The 18,407-nt window shown below is 47.7% G+C and carries 17 protein-coding genes; 6 read left to right on the plus strand and 11 right to left on the minus strand.

From position 1 onward, the window contains the following. Positions 1 to 296: 296 nt before the first annotated feature. Positions 297 to 1,952, minus strand: a complete 1,656-nt coding sequence (locus tag CVV44_02485; GenBank protein PKL40490.1) for a radical SAM protein — start codon at positions 1,950 to 1,952, stop codon at positions 297 to 299. After that, positions 1,949 to 2,509 (minus strand): hypothetical protein, encoded by a 561-nt coding sequence (locus tag CVV44_02490; protein PKL40491.1) that lies wholly within the window; start codon positions 2,507 to 2,509, stop codon positions 1,949 to 1,951. The genes CVV44_02485 and CVV44_02490 overlap by 4 nt, the downstream gene beginning before the upstream one ends. A 265-nt stretch (positions 2,510 to 2,774) precedes the next feature. Between CVV44_02490 and CVV44_02495 the strand changes: the two genes are divergently transcribed. From CVV44_02495 to CVV44_02505, 3 genes are all read left to right on the plus strand, one after another. Next, on the plus strand, positions 2,775 to 4,568 hold the full coding sequence (locus CVV44_02495; GenBank protein ID PKL40492.1) for a long-chain fatty acid--CoA ligase: 1,794 nt from the start codon (positions 2,775 to 2,777) through the stop codon (positions 4,566 to 4,568). 324 nt (positions 4,569 to 4,892) lie between these two features. Continuing rightward, the gene (locus tag CVV44_02500) at positions 4,893 to 5,852 is read left to right on the plus strand and encodes a hypothetical protein (GenBank protein PKL40493.1); all 960 of its coding nucleotides are present in this window, start codon (positions 4,893 to 4,895) and stop codon (positions 5,850 to 5,852) included. Positions 5,853 to 5,860: 8 nt separating this feature from the next. Beyond that, positions 5,861 to 6,451 (plus strand): hypothetical protein, encoded by a 591-nt coding sequence (locus CVV44_02505; protein PKL40494.1) that lies wholly within the window; start codon positions 5,861 to 5,863, stop codon positions 6,449 to 6,451. Positions 6,452 to 6,471: 20 nt separating this feature from the next. Here the strand turns inward: CVV44_02505 and CVV44_02510 are convergent, their stop codons facing one another. The 7 genes from CVV44_02510 to CVV44_02540 form a co-directional block, all read right to left on the minus strand. Continuing rightward, on the minus strand, positions 6,472 to 7,065 hold the full coding sequence (locus tag CVV44_02510) for a hypothetical protein (GenBank protein PKL40495.1): 594 nt from the start codon (positions 7,063 to 7,065) through the stop codon (positions 6,472 to 6,474). Between the two features lie 9 nt (positions 7,066 to 7,074). Beyond that, positions 7,075 to 7,884 carry a hypothetical protein gene (locus tag CVV44_02515; protein PKL40496.1) on the minus strand — a complete coding sequence of 270 codons (810 nt, stop codon included), beginning with the start codon at positions 7,882 to 7,884 and terminating at the stop codon, positions 7,075 to 7,077. A gap of 117 nt (positions 7,885 to 8,001) precedes the next feature. Beyond that, positions 8,002 to 8,565, minus strand: coding sequence for a hypothetical protein (locus CVV44_02520; protein ID PKL40497.1), 564 nt, complete (start codon positions 8,563 to 8,565; stop codon positions 8,002 to 8,004). Positions 8,566 to 8,682: 117 nt separating this feature from the next. After that, positions 8,683 to 9,384 (minus strand): hypothetical protein, encoded by a 702-nt coding sequence (locus tag CVV44_02525; protein ID PKL40498.1) that lies wholly within the window; start codon positions 9,382 to 9,384, stop codon positions 8,683 to 8,685. 182 nt (positions 9,385 to 9,566) lie between these two features. After that, positions 9,567 to 10,664, minus strand: coding sequence for a hypothetical protein (locus CVV44_02530; protein ID PKL40499.1), 1,098 nt, complete (start codon positions 10,662 to 10,664; stop codon positions 9,567 to 9,569). Positions 10,665 to 10,758: 94 nt separating this feature from the next. Further along, complete coding sequence (locus CVV44_02535) at positions 10,759 to 11,403, minus strand: hypothetical protein (GenBank protein ID PKL40500.1); 645 nt, start codon at positions 11,401 to 11,403, stop codon at positions 10,759 to 10,761. Then, on the minus strand, positions 11,400 to 12,026 hold the full coding sequence (locus CVV44_02540; protein PKL40501.1) for a hypothetical protein: 627 nt from the start codon (positions 12,024 to 12,026) through the stop codon (positions 11,400 to 11,402). Before CVV44_02540 ends, CVV44_02535 begins: the two co-directional genes overlap by 4 nt. Positions 12,027 to 12,253: 227 nt before the next feature. On the opposite strand from CVV44_02540, the gene CVV44_02545 reads away from it, so the two are divergent. Further along, a complete protein-coding gene (locus tag CVV44_02545) occupies positions 12,254 to 13,009 on the plus strand; it encodes a hypothetical protein (protein PKL40502.1) in 756 nt (251 codons plus the stop codon). Between the two features lie 78 nt (positions 13,010 to 13,087). Here the strand turns inward: CVV44_02545 and CVV44_02550 are convergent, their stop codons facing one another. Further along, the gene (locus tag CVV44_02550; GenBank protein PKL40503.1) at positions 13,088 to 14,548 is read right to left on the minus strand and encodes a hypothetical protein; all 1,461 of its coding nucleotides are present in this window, start codon (positions 14,546 to 14,548) and stop codon (positions 13,088 to 13,090) included. A 174-nt stretch (positions 14,549 to 14,722) separates the two neighbouring features. Here CVV44_02550 and CVV44_02555 point away from each other — a divergent pair, with 174 nt between their 5' ends. Continuing rightward, positions 14,723 to 15,736 carry a hypothetical protein gene (locus CVV44_02555; protein ID PKL40504.1) on the plus strand — a complete coding sequence of 338 codons (1,014 nt, stop codon included), beginning with the start codon at positions 14,723 to 14,725 and terminating at the stop codon, positions 15,734 to 15,736. Positions 15,737 to 15,777: 41 nt separating this feature from the next. On the opposite strand, the gene CVV44_02560 is transcribed toward CVV44_02555, so the two are convergent. Then, on the minus strand, positions 15,778 to 16,473 hold the full coding sequence (locus CVV44_02560) for a hypothetical protein (GenBank protein PKL40505.1): 696 nt from the start codon (positions 16,471 to 16,473) through the stop codon (positions 15,778 to 15,780). 150 nt (positions 16,474 to 16,623) lie between these two features. On the opposite strand from CVV44_02560, the gene CVV44_02565 reads away from it, so the two are divergent. Next, positions 16,624 to 18,393: a hypothetical protein gene (locus tag CVV44_02565; GenBank protein PKL40506.1), complete on the plus strand. Its 1,770-nt coding sequence runs from the start codon at positions 16,624 to 16,626 to the stop codon at positions 18,391 to 18,393. Positions 18,394 to 18,407: the final 14 nt, after the last annotated feature.

Genomic DNA, 18,407 nt, shown 5'->3' on the forward strand with positions numbered 1-18,407 from the left:
CTGGCGTAGCTTCTTCTGTCCCCGTAAGAGCGCCTGTCTTCCATTTCGCGGCGGTCAAGTAATGCCGTATAGCGCAAGAAATTGACCGCTTTCTCCCAGTAAAAACCGGGCAAGGAAGATATTGCGATGTACATGAGAACCGAGACGCATATAAGTATGATAAACTCTCTCGTGTCCATGGACCGGCCTCTTTTTTCGTATATCGTTATCGTCTGATGTTTATAATTCAAGATACAATAAAGCAATCATAAAATCGACAAGTATCTGCATTTTTTTTTAGCATCCGGCAGGTGTTGTCATGCCGTGCAGTGCCTGAGGATCGTGTCAGGTATGTGGATATCCCGCTCCTTCAGGAAAGTGTGAAATTGTGCCAGGTCGGCGAAGGGTCGGTGTATGATGATATCCGACGCACCCTTTTTGCTTATTCCGGGAATCAGCTCCAGGGCTTTCTGGTGCAGGCTGTTGACGGCAATCGGTGAGGGAAGGGCTATGAGGGAGCGTTCCCTGTGGCCCGTTACAACGGCATCCTGGAAAGTGTCCAGGGGAAGCTCCACGGGATACTTCACGGTGATGGAGTAGCTGGCTATCTGTTTCGCCAGGGAATATCCGTCGTGATGCTCCAGAAGCAGGTTGTCAGTCACGAGGGTGCCCGGGGGATAGATGGCTTTCAGCATGGGGATGTCGATGTCGTGCCGTATTTTGGCGCGGTAAAACTCGAAGCGGTTGAGGAGCTTCTGCGATGTGCGCTCCCTCTCATTGTAAAGGACCGTTCCCGGGAAAGGAAGGAGTTTCCTGATATTGATTCTTTTGATCAGCAGGCCTTCGTCCCTGATCCGGAGAAGCCACTGGTGATTGATGCTGAAGGTCTCGGCGGTCTCTCCCCTGAGTCCCTGTATGAGATTGATGCCCGGCAGTATGACGGGGATACCGCCGCGCCTGATGCCGCCTATCTTATTAATGAGCCTGATGACTTCCACCGCCTCTTCACCGGTAACCTTGAGCCCGTTGTGCGCGATAACGTCAGGATCAAAGGATTCAATTCCCAGGGCCATGGTATCGCCCGGGGTTACGGCGTCGGTGATGGCTTCCAGTATCTGCGTCGACTCACGGGGAAATCGGGCGATGGTTCCGGGATTTGCGTTGTCGATGTTGAGGACTGATATCAGCCCGCGGTCCCGGCGGTCTTTCAGCTGACGGAAAAGATCTATGACGGGAGATGGATCGGGCCTGGGAAATCCCATGGAGAATTCACTGAAGGATGTTCCATATTGAAGGATATCGGCCTGCCTGCCCAGCCTGAAACGGCTCACTCCCGTGGCAATGAGAGAATCGATTTCGGCCAGGATGTCTCCGGCGCGGCGAAATTCAACGGTTTTGAAGAGCCCCTCGGAACAGAAGGAACAGTGGTTCAGGCGCGGGCATCCCCGGTAGGTTTCCATCTCACAGATGATATGGGGGAAATGGGGATGCATGGCCACTACCGGGGCTCCCAGGACGGCCCACCGGGCGATTTCATCCGTGGTGCGCCGGGTGTCAACGGCATTTCCCGAAGCCAGTGTGTAGGCGAATTTCTCGATATCGCCCGTGATGGCCAGGGAGTTGTTCCCGGGATGCTGGAAAACGGAACTGATGAGCCCGCCCACGGCAAAGTTCAGGCGGCTGTTAGTTTCAATTATTTTTTTCAGTTCCGCCATCGTCCCGATGTGGGAACCCAGGTATCTGCCAGGAACAACGGCACCACCCACGAGAAATACATGTTCATACGCGGCCGCTATCCTGAAACCTTCAGCTCTGAGCCGGTCAATAGTTGCATAATCAATTCGCCCGGGCGGAATTCCGGCATCCATGAGAGCGCCGTAAATATAACGCGGGTAGGGTGAAATAAAGGGAGGGACCCCGAAACAGGCAGGTTCATCGACATAGCAGTCAAGTATGAGAAACCGGCCCGTCATAGCTTCGTGAGCACAGTATCAAGATCGACTGTCATGCAGTCCCGAATTTTTGTTTCAATCTGGAGGACGAAATGTTTATTTTCCCTGATGAGAGACTTGACCTTGTCGTTTACCCCGTAACGGTGAACCAGATCTTCGACACGATCGTCGAGAGTGACCACCGTGTCATGCATCACGCGTTTATCGGCATAAAACACAATTTCCCTCTCCTCCAGGGGGCCCCGGGCATTGAAGTCCTGGAATACGACGTGGGACTCGCATATCTCTGCCAGGGAGTCAAGATTCATTTTCCGGAGCATCTCGCCGCCGATAAGATCATGGCGCAGTTCCCTGGTTTTGATAGTTCGTGTTTTCGCGATATCGTGGAGAAGTGATCCGCTGATGACCATGCTCCTGTTTATTTTGACATCATCCTTCAGATGATCCATTATGGCGCAGGCGACATTTTTTACCTGGATGGAATGTTCGACTATATTGGGGAGCATTTCATACTCCTCCATTATTCTCATGCATTCACTTTCGCTGGGCAGTGATAGTTCTTTATTCATTATATTCATCGATCACATTGGTTTTCTTTTTTTATCAGGGATTCAGTATCCTGTCGTCCATGCCCTGCAAACAATTCTCAATGATACAGTTTTATTATCATCCTAAATCTTCAAGTAAAAAATGGTCTGAATATGGTCCGGAAATCAATGAATAAGCATATTGATGGACAAATAAGAATTATATGTTGACTTTTAAAGCCTCATTTTTTGACACTAGATAACAATAAATACTTTATAGAGAATATAACTATTAAATACTGTCAGGGTGGTGTTTATGGATAACCAACATTTAGCTTCAATGATTCGGAAAAGTATTGAAATGCACAGTGAAAGGACTGCCTTGCGGGCCAAGGTGGACGGAGTCTGGCAATCGACTTCCTACAGGGAACTGGGGCAGAAAATTGATGCCATGGCAGGCGCTCTTCTCGGCCTGAATGTGAAGGAAGGAGAGATGGTGGGGATATTTTCCGGGAATAAACCCCAGTGGCCTGTATGTGATTTCGCTATTTTAAGCATCCGCGGCGTCACGGTTCCCATATATGGAACCAACACGGCAAAACAGGCCGAGTATATAATCGATGACGCGTCTATCAGGATATGTTTTGCCGGTGACCAGGTGCAGTACGATAAACTGAAGTTCGTCATAAAGAAATCGAAAACCTTGAATAAAATCATCGCCATGGATGATAAAATAAATATAAGCGATGATGATTCCCTGTATTTCAGCGATCTCCTTAAAAAGGGAATGGAAAATCCCCGGACCGGCGATATCAGGGCCCTTCTGGAAGCGGCAACCTCCGATGACCTGGCAACACTGATCTATACATCGGGAACCACGGGTGATCCCAAGGGGGTCATGCTGGCGCACTCCAATTTTGCTCACCAGCTCAGGGCCGTAGATGCCGGTTTCAATATCACCGAGAAAGAACGGTCACTCTGTTTTCTCCCCCTGAGTCATGTCTATGAAAGAAGCTGGTCCTATGTGGTGTTTTCCCACGGCGGCGAGAACAATTACCTGGAGGATACGAAGAAGATACTGGAATATCTCAGCGAGGTCAGGCCCACTGCCATGGTAAGTGTTCCCAGGCTGTATGAAAAAATTTATTCCACAGTCCATGACCGTCTCGAGAAGGGATCGGCGTTTAAACGGGCCCTTTTTCACTGGTCCTTCAACGCGGGGCAGAAATATGCCAACAGGAAGAAGGATAAAAAATTTGTGGGACCCATACTGGGCATCAAGCATGCTATCGCTGATAAACTGGTTTTAAGTAAAATGAGAGATGTGGTGGGCGGACCCAAGAACTTTTTTTCAGCCGGAGGGGCACCACTGGCAAAAGAGATCGAAGAGTTCTTTTTTGCCGCCGGCCTGCTGGTGGTCCAGGGATATGGTCTCTCCGAGACATCGCCTCTTATATCATTCAATGCACCGGCCCATTTCAAGTTCGGTACCGTGGGACGTATCGTGAGCGAGGTGCAGGTCCGCATAGACGACGAAACCGGAGAGATCCAGGTGAAGGGACCCAATGTGATGAAAGGGTATTACAACAAACCCGAAGATACAAAAGAAGCCTTTACGGCCGATGGATATATGAAAACCGGCGATGTGGGAATCATTGACCGGGATGGATATCTCCGGATAACCGACAGGATCAAGGATCTCATCATAACATCGGGAGGCAAGAACATCGCTCCCCTTCACATTGAGACACTGGTGGGCATGGACCATTACATCGAGCAGATCTGCACCATTGGGGATAAAAGAAAATATGTAAGCGCTCTCATCATTCCCAACTTCCCGGCCCTTGAGGATTATGCGAAGGAAAAGGGCATAACCTATACGTCGCGGGAGGACCTGGTGAAGAACGATCAGGTCATACTTTTTTACAAGGATAGAATTGACGCCAATTCCCGGGAGCTGGCGCAGTATGAAAAGATAAAGGCCTTTACCATCCTGGCGAAGGAATTTACCCAGGATGGCGGGGAACTCACACCGACACAGAAAATCAAACGCAAGGTCGTTATGGAGAAATACCGCGATCTCGTCGAGAAAATGTATCCTGCAGAATAGGCTGGTGATGCCGTGAAGGCCCGCCCGGGTCTTTACGGCATCCATTCATATATGGCTATAGATTTTCTGGACATACACACCTTTGAAATCTGCTCTATTCGCCCTGCAATGGAAAATTCGAACAAGACAAACATCCCGCCGCGGCGGGTTTTATTATGTGTTTCTTCCAAAAAAAATTAAAAATAAAAAACTTTTTACCACAATTTTTTGACGATGCATGAATCTTTTATTATATTCATCAGATTTATTTTTTGCATACGACATCAGTTTATCCGTGACTGGCTGCCAATGTGGTCACGATCCTGAGAGTAAAAGGAAAATATAATGAAAGCGCAAGGCATCAAAATCATAATACTCATATGCGTCATGCTGGTTACACGGGAACAGCTTTATGCCGTTTCGGTTTTTCTGAATAACGGCAGCATCATTGAGGGGGCCATAGTGAAACGCACAGCCAGGGAAGTAGTTATCAAAAATGATACTATCGACCGGCTGACAATTGGCTCAGAAAAAATAAAACGAATAGTCAAATCCAATGGCTATAAGAAGAAGTACAGAATGTACAAAGTGAATGGCTCCTTCGTGGATGTCTATATCGTGGGCCAGACAAAAAGAAACTATGTCGTCAGGGATGACCTTGGTGATGCACGGGAATTTACCATAGCAAAAAAGTCCGTGCTCAGAAAGGTTCCCGCTCCGGAGAGGGAAAAACCGTCAGGGGCCACGGATGTGAATGAACTTATACTGGTTGGCCAGGGCCAGACATGGGATTCGCTATATGTCGGTCTCGGAGGTGCTTATGCAGTTTCTCCTGGCCTTCTGGGGAAGAATTTCAGGGATGGTTTTGGTCCCTCGGTAAAATTCTATAATTCCCCGGCCCGGGCCCTCCACTGGGGACTGGGATTCAGCGGCATATATTTCCGTACCGTGGATAAAACACAGCTGATCGAGGTGGGGAATATGCTTTTTAACTTCGATGCTACACTGGGTTATTCCATGGAGCTGGTAAAACGCCGTGTTGCCCTGACCTTTTACGGCGGAGCCGGTTATTCGCTTTTTATGCTGGGCTCTTACGGTGATCAGAAGTTCGATAGCGGCGGAGCATCAGTCGGCGGACTGTATGAATCAAGTTTTTACCACAGTCCTGCCGTGATTACGGGAATCCAGGTGCCCGTGCGGATTTTTCGCAGGACCAATGCCATGCCCTTTGTGGAGCATCGATGGTTTCCTGTATCAAAAACGTATCTCGGCCTTATCAATATCGGAATGACATTTAACTGGTAGGTAGAAAAATGAAAACTAAAAAAATTATAAAATATTTTGTGATCATCGCCATTACACTAACGGCTTTTTCCTGCTTCGACCTGGCTGATGACCTTGAGGATGCCGCTTCACGAGGGAAAATTACCAGTATAAACGGCCTGACATTGGAGGGAAACAGGGACGCATTGTATGATGATGTTAACAGCTACTACAGTGATGCTGCCAATGATTCCCGGTCGGCAACGGGGGGGATGGATATTGCAAAATACTACCTCGCCCAGGATAATACCTATCTCTGGATATACGTTTCATTCAATGACGGGAATCCCGTGGCTCCCGGCAGCGGGATAAGCTGTTACTATATCGGATATATCAGTGCGGACGGTTACGGCGAGTATCAGCTCTGCGTCGATTATGACATTGATAGCGGTAGCTGGTCGGCCCGGCTTGACAATGTACTGGATCAAAGTAATATCAGCATTCCCGTATCGATTGGTGTAGGCGCTGGATTAGAACTAAGGATAAATAAGGCTGCGCTGCCTTTTAATATTTTTGAGTTCGATTTTTCCACGAATAACTATGATGATAACACGGCCATCAGGAAATACTGGTTTGACTGACGAATCCCCGTCAAACCGGGTCATTTCATGAACCCCTTGATACCGGTCATGACCATTTCCGCGGCCAGCGCGGCAAGGACAAGGCCGGTAATTTTGCTCAGTATCACGAGCCCTCTTCTTTTCAGTATCTTTTCAATGTAGCCGCTTATATACAGGAGCAGTCCCACGCAGAAAATGGCCGTGAGAACGGCCGAGATGCCCGTTACGCGGTGAATGAAATCGGGCAGATCGCCGCCCATGACCAGAAGTGCCCCCGTGGTTGCCGGGCCGATGGCCACGGGTATGGCCAGGGGCACAACTGCAATGTCCTGATCGGGATCTTCCGCCTCGGGGATATCACTGCCCTGTACCAGGTCCTTTGCCGAGAGGAAAAGCAGAATGCCCGTGCCTATCCTGAAGGAATTGAGTGTTATGCCGAAGACCATGAATATCTGGTTTCCCAGGAGAAGAAGTATGATGCTGATGATGATAAGTGAAAAGGCCACCTTGAAGGCGATTTTCTTCCTCATGTGATAGTTCATGTCCCTTGTCATGGACAGAAACGTGGACAGCAGGAAAAATGGTGTCAGGAGAAAAAAGAATTTTATGAATGTATGTATAAAGAGAGTTATCATGTACAGGTCCTATTTTTTAATCGGCATGTTGCTTACTTCGGATATGCAGGTGTCATTATATTTTGTCCCCCGGTATACGGAAAGAATCTCCAGGGCGATGAGTGTGCTGTCCTCTTGTTTTATTACAGGCTCCCCATGTTCGCTGACGCTGCTGAAGGACATCCGTTTATGAGCCGGCAGAGGCAGGGGCTGCCAGCCGTTAATATCCTTCAGTTCTACCTCATGCGAGGCGAGGACGGTAATATTTTTATACTCGATGGCTTCAGCATACTGGCCGATGATCATTTTTGCCTCACGGGCCTGCATCACCGTCACCCTGATTTTCTGCGGGCGGTTGTTTGCCATGTACAGTTTGTCATTGGCTCCCAGTCCGCTCCAGATACGTACGGGTCGCGAAATATCAGCCTTGATAATGAGGATTTCTCCGACCCCTTCGTCTTTTTTCCCCTCGCACCAGGCTGTTGCAGTGTTGCCGTCCATAGCGCTCCATACGCTGTACATGCATGACCACTTCTCATGGGCCATCTCATAATCGTTCAGCCGATCAGGGGCATCTTCGCCGGTGTCGGGAGGAACATCAGGACCCTTGCCCGTAGCCTTGAGGTATGACGTGCTCCAGTCGCAGACATAGGTTCCCAGGTGCCAGCTTCCCCACCACGTTAGTTCCGGAATAATGCCTTTTTTAATCAGGGACGGCAGTGCTGTATTGCCTTCCTTTGTGCAGAGTGAAGCCTCGTAGACCTGGGAATGGATGTCGCCGGTAAATAGAATAATAAGCGCCAGTATGAATAGAGATGGCAGAGACAGGTGTTTTCTCATATTTGATACCTCCAGGTTCCGGGGCTGCTATGATTTAGGGGAATGATGAATAGCGTATCTTTGGACGGGGGATTTGTCAAACGATAAAATGGGATTGGTCAGGAATGAAGAGGAGGATTATTTCAGGAGTGCATTTCTTATTTCCTGTATTGAATAGCCATTGATTGAGCCTTCCCAGCAATCAAGATAAAGGAGGCAGGAAGAATCAACTTCGTAATGAAGATCCAGGGAAAGCGTGCCTTCTATATCCCCCTCAATCTGCAGGGTGCCGGTAAAATCAAAGCTTGATACGGAACCCTGGAGACCAGATAACCGGGCATGAATGGTTCCATCGAAGACCGTACCGTCATCCGAAGCGGAACAATTATCCAGGGTGAGTGTGATGGATGCGTCCCAGGTCGTGCCGGTGTAGGGGACGAAGGAATCACCGGTCATGGTCAGGCATGTTGAGGAGGAGTCTGCTTCGATGGACATTCCTGAAACTGTGTCGATTGTTTCAGGTGCGATGGTAAGGGCCCCGTTATCGGAATTGAAATTCATGAGAACGAATTCGGTGAAAACATCGGCCGTATCTTCAACGCTCAGCCTCGCATGGGAATCCATGCCGTTGATCAGGTCCTCGCACCCTGTGATGGCAAGGGCTGATATGATGAGTACTGTAAAAAAACATATCCTTTTCATATTTTGCATCCTTAATTCTGAGAATAAAAAAAAGTGCTGTCATGCCATTACTTGGGGGGTAATGTACGCATGACAGCACGTTTATGCAAGAATAAATTGCAATAATAGCCTCGTATTTTAATAAAGATCCTGAATTGTAATGCCGTTGATTGTGCCTTCCCAGTCGACACAGTCCCAGGTCTTGAGACATTCTTCCAGGTTGTAGACGATGTCGATATCGAATTCCTCGCCGGGAACCGCCGTTACATTAAATGTGCCTGTTACATGGACCTGGTAAACGATGCCGATGCGCGAGCCCGATATTTCCGTAAGGAAATTTCCGTCGATAGAAGGACAGTTGGTGAAGGAACTCTGTACGGTAAGGGTCCACCAGTCGGAATTGAAGAGATCATATGCGGACTGAATGACCTGCAGGTCGAAATTTACGCCCGTGGACCAGGTCACACAGCCGAATGTTCCGTTCAGTGATGTATTGTCCAGCAGGGTCCAGGGATTAAGAACGGCATTGCGAATGAGCTGCATAAGGGCATCCACTGATCCCTGGGTAGCGCCGCTGAGACCCAGGTCTACGATATCCTTTATGGGGTTCTCTACCCAGAAAGCGCTGCCCTGTTCATTGAGCGTATCGACGATGCACCGGTTGGTATTGTAGTAATAGGTCTGGGCGAATTCCTGCCCTGAGGTCCTGAAGGCATCATCGAATATGAGAAGAGCCGTGCGGGCCTGTCCCTCATCGCTGCTGACGGCGTCGCTGAAGCAGCCCGTTGAAGAAAGAAGAGGGAGAAAGCTGAGTATCAGAAGAAAATTTTTAAATCTCATGGTATTTCTCCATTGATATATGGTTTTGTATGTAGTATCGATTCGCAGGTTATATGGTTTACTATATTCCCTGCTTTCACAAACTAAGAATGGGGAAAGTGCAAAAACGAGGAAAAAAAATGAGGGGTTTATATTTTTTTTCTGAGCAGGGGGGCTGCACCCCCTGTCATCGATTATTCAGGTTACTGGCGGGGACCGGACCAGTCCAGGCGGTATCTGATGCCAGCCTGGAAAAGCAGGGTATGTACAGGCCCGGAAGATTCAAGCAGCATGCCATAGGTTATGGCCGTTTCAGCGTAAAGTCCTTCATAGACATGGTAGCCTAAAACCAGTTCTGAGCCCAGGGCCGGGTCCAGGGCATGCCTGACGGAATTATCATCCATGTCGAATCCGTGACCATAGGCATGGTAGAAACGCAGATAGGCGGCTCCCAGGGAAATCCGGGGAATCACATAAAAATGCCGGTAAAAAGGGATATGATATCCGGCAGAGAACAGGAAGGGGAACATATAGAACCTGTCCGAATCATTGTCTCTTCCATGGGAAATAAAGAAACCCGTGTCAAATCCCAGTATCAGTTCCGGGGGAAGATTTACCACGGCCAGTTGTATGTCCGAGAGGGTTATTCCGGCTTGCAGGCCGACGCCGGTCCTTACCAGATCATGGAGTTTTCCCAGGGGCTGGAATATGCTGAAGTATGCGTGTGTATCAATGGCACATGAGTGTTTTTTTACAGTTTTCGTCTTTCTGCCGTTGCCGGCTGTTTTTTTGCTGTGCTTCCGAATGTCCGCAATAATTTTTTCCGTCAGTGTATTAACGGTTTTTCTTGTTTTTTTGATATTTGCGTATGATTCATTATATTCCGATATTATTTTTTCATCGGTAACGCTCAGTACCCGCATGGTAATGGTATAAGGGCGGTTTCCCGATACGGTGCCGTAAACAACATACCGGGCCGACAGGGAACGCCCGGCCAGTACCGCACAGGAACTGTCATTACACCCGTATTCCCGCAGTTCCTTCAGGTCTTCCTTGGCATTGATCTGTTCACGTTCCAGAACGAACATGTCTTTTTCGCCGTGCAGCTTCATTTCCACATAATTTCTCACCATGTTGCTGTAGGACTGCGGGGCTTTTACGGGATTGAACTGGAGGACTGCAACGCGTTTTTTTTCTGCTGCATGGGCATGCATGGATATGAGACATGTGAGGCAAAGGATGGAAACTGCCGTGCAGGAAATAAGCAGGTTCATTATGCGGTGATATGATAATCTTTTCACTGGCAGGCTTTTATCATTAAATAATCTTCCAGCGGCAGATTACTCCTATATCAGTGTTTATGTCAAGATAAAGTGGAATTTTAAGGCGTTCCTGTTATTTGCCCTTTAATGGCGGAAGGCGCCGGCAGATGCGGTCTACGGCCCGGTCCAGGTCACTCAGAGAAGATATCTGTTCTTCCGTGATGAAGATCATCTGTGATGTCCTGGCGTTGATAATTTTGATAAAGATATGAATCGATTCGTCGGGCTTTTCGATGCTGCCAAAGAGGGCCCAGGGTGTACCTTTGATTATGGTATTTTCGGCGATGCGGGAATAGGACGCGTTATGAAGCCTGTTCAGTTTTTCGTGAATTCTGGTCGCCACAAGCCTGCCTGTTTCCCTGCCAAGGCTGGAACTGGTGAAGGGTTTTATGGTAACTGTATATGACAGGGGGACCGCGGGAGTTTTGCTTCCGGAAGCACCGATGTATATGACTGTGACCACGGGTATACTTATCGCGAGAGCGGCAGTAATTTTAACAAAGGTCAGGGGGATGCCGGTTTTTTTTACGAGGAAGTACAGGCCTGTAATGATGGCCGAGATGAGGGTGTACCGTGATGTTTTTTCCACCACCGATGAGTAGATAGGGCCCATCCGGCGGGCCATACGCTCCTGTATTTCGCCGGTTACCGGCATGGCAAGGTTGTAATGACCCAGCAGTTGCTGCAATTTCTGTTTTTTAGGTTTTTTATTTCTCATAGGAGATCACCTATTTCCCTGATTCCCTTTTCCTTCAGACTGGATATGACACGGTTCTCCACCTGCTTATACCTGTATTCAGCCTGCCATCGCGTCATATCGAGATATCTGCCGGCCTCTTTAAAAGAAAAGTTATGGATAGCCACCAGCTCGAATAAATTTTTTTCCTTTTCACTGTTGTAGATGGTCCTGTCTTCCAGTACTTCTTTTATGATTATACGGCTGTCCTGAAACGTATCCTCATCTGAAATAGAAACTGTATCGGACAACCCGTCAATATCATCGGCATTGCTCCTGGCCGTGGCTTTTTTGTTGTAATAGTTGGTTATCTCGAACCGGACTGCCGTCATGAGCCATTTTTTCTTATCCCTGATATCCTGGAAGTGATTGAAGAAGCGGATGAATACCTCCTGGCAGATATCCTCGGCATCATCAATGCTTCCCACCCTTGATACAAGAACGCTGCATACGAGGGGATAATACTGGCTATAGCATTTTCTGAACTCACGATTTTTTTTTGCTTCCAGCATGGTATTGAGCTGTGTTCCCCCAATTGTATAGAATGAATAAACCGCTGAAAAGAGGAAAAAATTTTTATTATTACGGTAAATCGGCATATTCATTTTTTTTCCATTGACAGGGACCGGGCCGATCGGATTATTAAAACGGTCCCTGTATTCATTATTATCAGCATTCGCCCTGTCATATTTAAGGAAAATAAAATTAAATAGCAGAAAATATTTGCATATTTGCCGCGCCTCTTTTAGGGTGACTTATATTATCGGCACATATTTGCCATCTGATTTTTTGAATAGATCGACCGGCATAAAGAATCGAGTGGAAGGATAAAATGGCTTCAATTGATAAACATCTTGAAACGAAGGAAAGAATACTTCAGGCTGCGAAGGAAGAGTTTTCCGATAAGGGTTTCGACGGCGCCAGAATGGGCGCCATTGCCAAACGTGCCAGCGCCAACCAGGCACTGCTTCATTATTATTTTGATACGAAAGAAAAGCTTTATGAAGAGGTGCTGCATCATTATTATTTCCTCGAGGACGAACAGCTCATACGGAAAGAGATGGAAGGATGGTCTCTTTCCCCCGAGGAAACGCTGTATATGGGTATTTATCTCCTCGTCAACCTTCCCCTGGGAGCCTTTGATCCCGATTTTATCAGAATAATATCCCGCGAGGTTGCCGAGGGACGGAATAACCTGAAAAACCTCATGAGCAAATATTTTTATCCGAGAATTTCCAGTTTTGTGGAAGTCATTCAGTACGGTGTTGACCAGGGTGTCTTTGAAACCGAAAATACCTACATGGTAATAATGCAGATGGTTTCATTTATCATTGTTTATGAGAACCAGAGGGAAATCGCTAAAAATCTTGATTTCCCCTGGGTGGAATTTCTTTTCAGCGAGCACTCCAAGGAGCAGATGTTTCAATTTCTTTTAAAGCACACCTTTAAGGGTCTGACCCCGGTAGGGAAGGTGGTGAAGATACCGGAAATATCCGATGAGAAGATGCAACAGCTCGATAAAATTATAGCCCAAATAGGCTTCCTTCATTCGAAAAGAGTGAAATCCGGACCTGACAACGCCGAGTAATATAAAACGGAAATCCCGACAGCAAAATGCCCCTGGAAGAAGGGGCATCTTTTATAAATTCAAATATTTATAGTGTTTTTATTTTACTCCGCGTTTCTTGATGATTATGGTGACAGAAACATCGGGCAGAGGTTTTGCTTCGAGACTGATAATTTCAGGAGGAGCTATGACCTTGCATCGAATTGTAGTGTTCTGGCTGATATTCTGCAGGAAGATGGGGGTCGTGGTGAGGTATATTTCCTCGTTGGAGTTTTTTTCCGTGGCGAGCATTACCTGCAGCTTTTCAGGCGTAACCTCCACCGATAGAATATCGAGCCCCGCCGGGAGAGCGCCGACCAATTGAGGTTTGATTATGACATCCTGCTGCACAAAGGAATAGAGGTCCACGTCAAAATTTGACGGTTGGGCATCGATGAGGTTGATATTGTGGTGCAGGTTGATGATGTTCCTGGCCACGGAAATCGTCACTTTTCCCGGTTTTGACTGCTTCAGGTCCACGGTGGCCTTCAGTTCCTCGGGCCTCACCAGGTTTATCTCCGAGGCCGGTCCTGAGATTTTTATACGTGCAATAATGGGTTTATCGCCGGAAATGATCATTTTATCGGCAAGCCGGTACTCTATGGGAATGGTAGTGACCAGTTCCTTGGTCTGGCTCACCGTGGCCATAATGGACAGCCATAAAATAAAGGCCAGCAGAAGGGACAGAGCCCCTTCCAGTACGAGAGACATCTTTTTGCCCTGGGTCTGCTGAAGGGGGGTGAATCCGCCGGCTGTTTTCCAGTGTTCTTCGATGCGGTCCTGCAGTTCTTTTTCATTTTCCACCAGTTCCACCTGGCCTTCATGAAAAAGGGAGATGACACCCCGTTCCTCGGACACGGTGATTATGAGTGCATCGGTAGCCTCCGAGAGTCCCAGGGATGCGTGGTGCCGCGTGCCGAATTCATTGTTGTAGCGCGTCGATGTGGAGAGAGGAAGGCGCAGGCCGAATGTGGTTATTTCACCGTTTTCAATTACCATGGCGCCGTCATGGCCCGGCGAGTGGTTGTCAAAGATGCTTAGTATGAGGGGAACGCTGGGCCTGCCATTCATGTGAATCCCGCCCGAAACCTTCGAATTGATGGAATCCCTGCCGGGAAGAATGATGATGGCTCCCAGCTTGCCGGCCGCCATCTGGAATACCGATTCACAGATTAGCAGCGATAGATGGTTCCCCTCGGAGAGAGTTTTTCGGATTTTCAGGGTCGATGCTGTTCTTTCGAATATTTTCCTTATCTCGGGCTGAAAGATGATGATAAGGGCGATGAGCGCAATATTGCTCACATTGTTGAACAGCCAGGAAAGACCGCTGAAACTGAAAAGGCGCGCCATGGAGTAGATGAAGAGGATTACCCCGATCCCCATGCCGATTCTCCATGATCCCGAGCTCTTCAGCGTCCTGTACAGGATGAGAACCATGAGCGCCATGATGGGGACGTCAAAGAAGGTCCTCCAGTCAATGAAACTGATTATGATATTAATGTACTGTGATAGTATATGCATGGCGTTTATCAACAAGGTACAACATCAGTGTGGTCAAGAAATTTTTCAACAGTATTTTTATTCCAGGGATGTTTTAAGGTGTTTATTTTTCGCGATTGACATGGTGATCTATAGGGATATACATATTGCAATTAATAATGGCGGTATTGTTTGTTGCATCGGGAGGTTTCTGACATGAAAATAAAGAATATTCTCACGGTACTGGGCAACGGGGATCTGATGCGCATGATCCCCTTCCTTGGAGACTGGAAAGCCTTCGTCCGGTGGCAGTTTTTATACGCAGTCATAGAAAGCGGGCTCCTGGATATTCTGGACAGGGGGCTTACACGAGATGAGATCATGGAGGAATCGGGTGTTCGGCGTGCCGATATCCTTGACGCGCTTCTTGATCTGGGATGCGCGCTGCGTGAACTTTCTCTAAAAAAAGGTCGTTATTACGTAAAGGGAAAACGTCTCAAGAATCTTCTGGGAGGGAAAGGTGACTGCAACCGGGCCCTCATCGAAGCGGGCTCCACCTATTACAGTGACATTTACCGGAAGGCGGGAAATCGGCTTCGCGGTGAGGGGAACGGTCCCTACCTGGAAGAGGCCGGGCCCATAATCGCTCGATGGGGAAAGCTGCTGGAACCGATGATAAAGACTTTTGTCGTGCAAACCTTTACCGGGAGAGGGGAACTTAAAACACTTGATGTGGGCTGCGGCTCGGGGAATAACCTGAAACTGGCTCATTCGGTCAATGAGGGTGTTTACGGCATGGGCATCGATTATGATGAAAACGTAGTAAGTCAGGCCGCGGCAAATATGAGAGACTGGCGGATGGACAATCAATTTGCTGTCACGGGGGGTGATATCCGCACGCCGTCCACAGAGCTTGGCCATGAATACGATATAATAACAATGTATAATGTTGTTTATTATTTCACTGTTGAAGAACGAAAACAGGTGTTCAGTAACATCCGGGCCATGCTCCGGGAGAACGGTGAGCTGGCTATTGTAAATTCATTCAATACCAGAAAAAACGGCTGGGGAACTTCCAATCTTAATATGGCCGTTACATCCATACAGGGATGCTATCCGCTTCCCCGTCTGGACGAGACGCATCGGTTTCTTGAGGAAGCGGGCTTTAATAGGATAACGGTTGAGCAGCTTGTTCCAGGCGACGCCTTCTATGGCATAACAGCAAAATAGATGATGGTCAGGTTGTATCAAAGGGGGTTAGAGCCTCATAATCAGATAAACAGGATTGAACCCAAATCTATAGCGGTTTCACCGGAAAGGTATATGATTTTTTTCCCCGTGTTCTCAATAAATGATACAATCTGGTCCTCGTCGGGGTGACTGCGCAGTGTTCCCGTCAGATATACCGTATTTCCCGCGGTGCCCGAGGCCCCTCCAAGAAAACCATAACGGTAACCGGGGAGGGTGACATGGCCCGGGTTTATGAGAAGCGAAGTGATACCCGCCTTTTCAGCCTCGGCATGAATGGAACGGTCAGCCGTAATAATATGATCCTCATCGACAATGAGCGTGGAACATCGTGAGTAGCCCTGTTTAACATTATGGAGTGTGATTTTCTGGTCTGCCAGGTATTCTTTGATGCGAGGCTCTGTCCCCTCAATGCGGTGGAATGCCGCTTTTCCCGTACAGGCAATATTATAAGGTATATCTTCCGGATATGCCGGTCCCGGGACGGTTTCACACAGGGTGATGCGGCCATATTTGCCCAGTTCATGCAGAAACGACGGGGTCAGAGCCCTGTGGCAGAAGATATTCCCATTGTGTGTAAATATCTGAATGTCGGGATGCCCTGAGATGGGGCGGGAAACGCCGTCAAAATGCGGAACAGTCAGGGCTCTGACCCCCAGTTTTTTCAAATTATGAACTATTACTGCCGGTGTATCAGGATTTATTAATGCTGTTTTCATCAAGAGAGCCTTGTATATTAAATTACATATTAAAATACAATCTTTTTAAAAACCTATAAATAAAAAAACCTTGTCATTATATGGAAGGTTCATTGTATATTATAGTACATATATTTGTCGTCAATTCTTTCAATAAAAGAGATTCTATGCATGAAAAATCGTATATATACAGAATATAAACATATACTGACATTTATACTTTTGCTTTCGTTTTTGATTGCTGGGCCGGGCTGTGGTGGCGGAGAGAAAATCACCTATACCGATGTGTCGATTGAACACGATTATCTCGGGGGTGACTACGAAATATTTTTCCCCGATACGAGCACCGATGTCAACCTTACCTATACGCTTAATCTGGGGTTAGACCCCAAGGATGTATTTTTTATTTTCACCAATACATCGGAGAGCAATTACGCCCTGCCGCAGCTTCTTGAAAACACCGTTTCCGGAAGGAGCGCCGACGAGGATGAACCGGCACTTTTAACGGTTCCCGAAAGTGCGGATCAAACCGTGCCCGTACTGCAGCGGGGCAAGCCGCAAATATCGGACTTTAACCGGAATGCGCTTTTAAACACCGATTCACTGTCCAGAAATATCTACGAACCGCTGGAAGATCCCATGCCTTCTAATGACACGCTAGGTGGGACCGGCACCTTTTATCTTGGTCTTTCCAGTTCCGGTTCATCCGTAAGCGCCAGCTGCCGCTACGTATCAGGTCTAATCGCCGGGAAAACGCTTAACATATGGGTTGCCAACGACTGTCTGTCCCCTTCAGGGACTAAATCCAGACTGGTGACCGATGCCATGGTTGCTGAACTGGCCAAGGTTTTTCTAAAGGACGGTGTCGATGATATCTATACCTGGGTCACGGATATTTTCGGCGATGAATGGGGCACGCCTCCCTTTACTAACCTCATCGATGATAACAATGAAATCACTATTCTGCTCTATGATATTGACAATGATAATACTACGCCCCTGACTGAGGGGGGAGTGGCGGGATATTTTTATGCCAAGGATAATTTTAAGAGCAGCTACTATTCGGGTTCCAACCAGAGAATCATGTTCTATCTCGATGCCGTTATGTTCGCTAATGGTGACGGAACAGATGGAACTGATTGGGACGTTTCCGACCCGTCACCGGGCGATATTGTGTCTACTTTAGCCCATGAATTTCAGCATATGATCCACTTCTACCAGAAGCAGATAAAGTATGAACTCACCACGGGCACTGAAACCTGGCTTGATGAGATGTGTTCCCTTGTAGCCGAAGATTTTATTACCATGAAACTGGGCGCGTTGAGCGGCGCGGAACAGGTGATCATCAAGGGGCCGCGCGGTGTTGATGGTGATACCACGGGACCAGGGCTGCCGTTTAATTATGATGGAAGGCTTCCCGCATATAATTACTATAATTATATCTCCCTGACGGACTGGCCCGATGATGATGCTTCCAATGAATTTTTTTTAATGAGCTATGCCATGAGCTATGCCTTCGGTGCCTACCTGGCCCGTAATTACGGCGGGGCGGAGTTCTTTCGGAATATTGTGCAATGTGCTTATACGGATTATCGTGCCGTGGAGTATGCCGCGGGTGTAATGGGGCATGATGATAATTTTACCACCATCCTCCGAAACTGGGGTGTAGCCAACCTGCTTTCGGATAAAACAACGGTTCCACAGTATGAGTATAACAGCGGCACTGACGGTTTCATTGCTGATTCCCTGGGATATGTCCTGGGTTCAATCAATCTGAGAAATTATTATCCTACTCCCTTCATTTGGCCCTATCTGCCTTCCTCTTCTTCCATGTATCCCGTATCCAATTTCCTTTATATTGCCGGTGATAATATACAGGGAGCCAACACCTGGACCCTCCAGATGCGGAAGCCGGTTCGGCTTACGGTGCTGGTGAGATAACAGGATAATACAGA

This window comes from Spirochaetae bacterium HGW-Spirochaetae-1, from assembly GCA_002839375.1.
Taxonomy (GTDB): Bacteria; Spirochaetota; UBA4802; order UBA4802; family UBA5550; genus PGXY01.

Coding starts and splice junctions, on each gene's coding strand:
- CVV44_02485 (PKL40490.1), bottom strand. CDS start 1,952: ATGACGGGCCGGTTTCTCATACTTGACTGCTATGTCGATGAACCTGCC.
- CVV44_02490 (PKL40491.1), bottom strand. CDS start 2,509: ATGAATATAATGAATAAAGAACTATCACTGCCCAGCGAAAGTGAATGC.
- CVV44_02495 (PKL40492.1), top strand. CDS start 2,775: ATGGATAACCAACATTTAGCTTCAATGATTCGGAAAAGTATTGAAATG.
- CVV44_02500 (PKL40493.1), top strand. CDS start 4,893: ATGAAAGCGCAAGGCATCAAAATCATAATACTCATATGCGTCATGCTG.
- CVV44_02505 (PKL40494.1), top strand. CDS start 5,861: ATGAAAACTAAAAAAATTATAAAATATTTTGTGATCATCGCCATTACA.
- CVV44_02510 (PKL40495.1), bottom strand. CDS start 7,065: ATGATAACTCTCTTTATACATACATTCATAAAATTCTTTTTTCTCCTG.
- CVV44_02515 (PKL40496.1), bottom strand. CDS start 7,884: ATGAGAAAACACCTGTCTCTGCCATCTCTATTCATACTGGCGCTTATT.
- CVV44_02520 (PKL40497.1), bottom strand. CDS start 8,565: ATGAAAAGGATATGTTTTTTTACAGTACTCATCATATCAGCCCTTGCC.
- CVV44_02525 (PKL40498.1), bottom strand. CDS start 9,384: ATGAGATTTAAAAATTTTCTTCTGATACTCAGCTTTCTCCCTCTTCTT.
- CVV44_02535 (PKL40500.1), bottom strand. CDS start 11,403: ATGAGAAATAAAAAACCTAAAAAACAGAAATTGCAGCAACTGCTGGGT.
- CVV44_02540 (PKL40501.1), bottom strand. CDS start 12,026: ATGAATATGCCGATTTACCGTAATAATAAAAATTTTTTCCTCTTTTCA.
- CVV44_02545 (PKL40502.1), top strand. CDS start 12,254: ATGGCTTCAATTGATAAACATCTTGAAACGAAGGAAAGAATACTTCAG.
- CVV44_02550 (PKL40503.1), bottom strand. CDS start 14,548: ATGCATATACTATCACAGTACATTAATATCATAATCAGTTTCATTGAC.
- CVV44_02555 (PKL40504.1), top strand. CDS start 14,723: ATGAAAATAAAGAATATTCTCACGGTACTGGGCAACGGGGATCTGATG.
- CVV44_02560 (PKL40505.1), bottom strand. CDS start 16,473: ATGAAAACAGCATTAATAAATCCTGATACACCGGCAGTAATAGTTCAT.
- CVV44_02565 (PKL40506.1), top strand. CDS start 16,624: ATGAAAAATCGTATATATACAGAATATAAACATATACTGACATTTATA.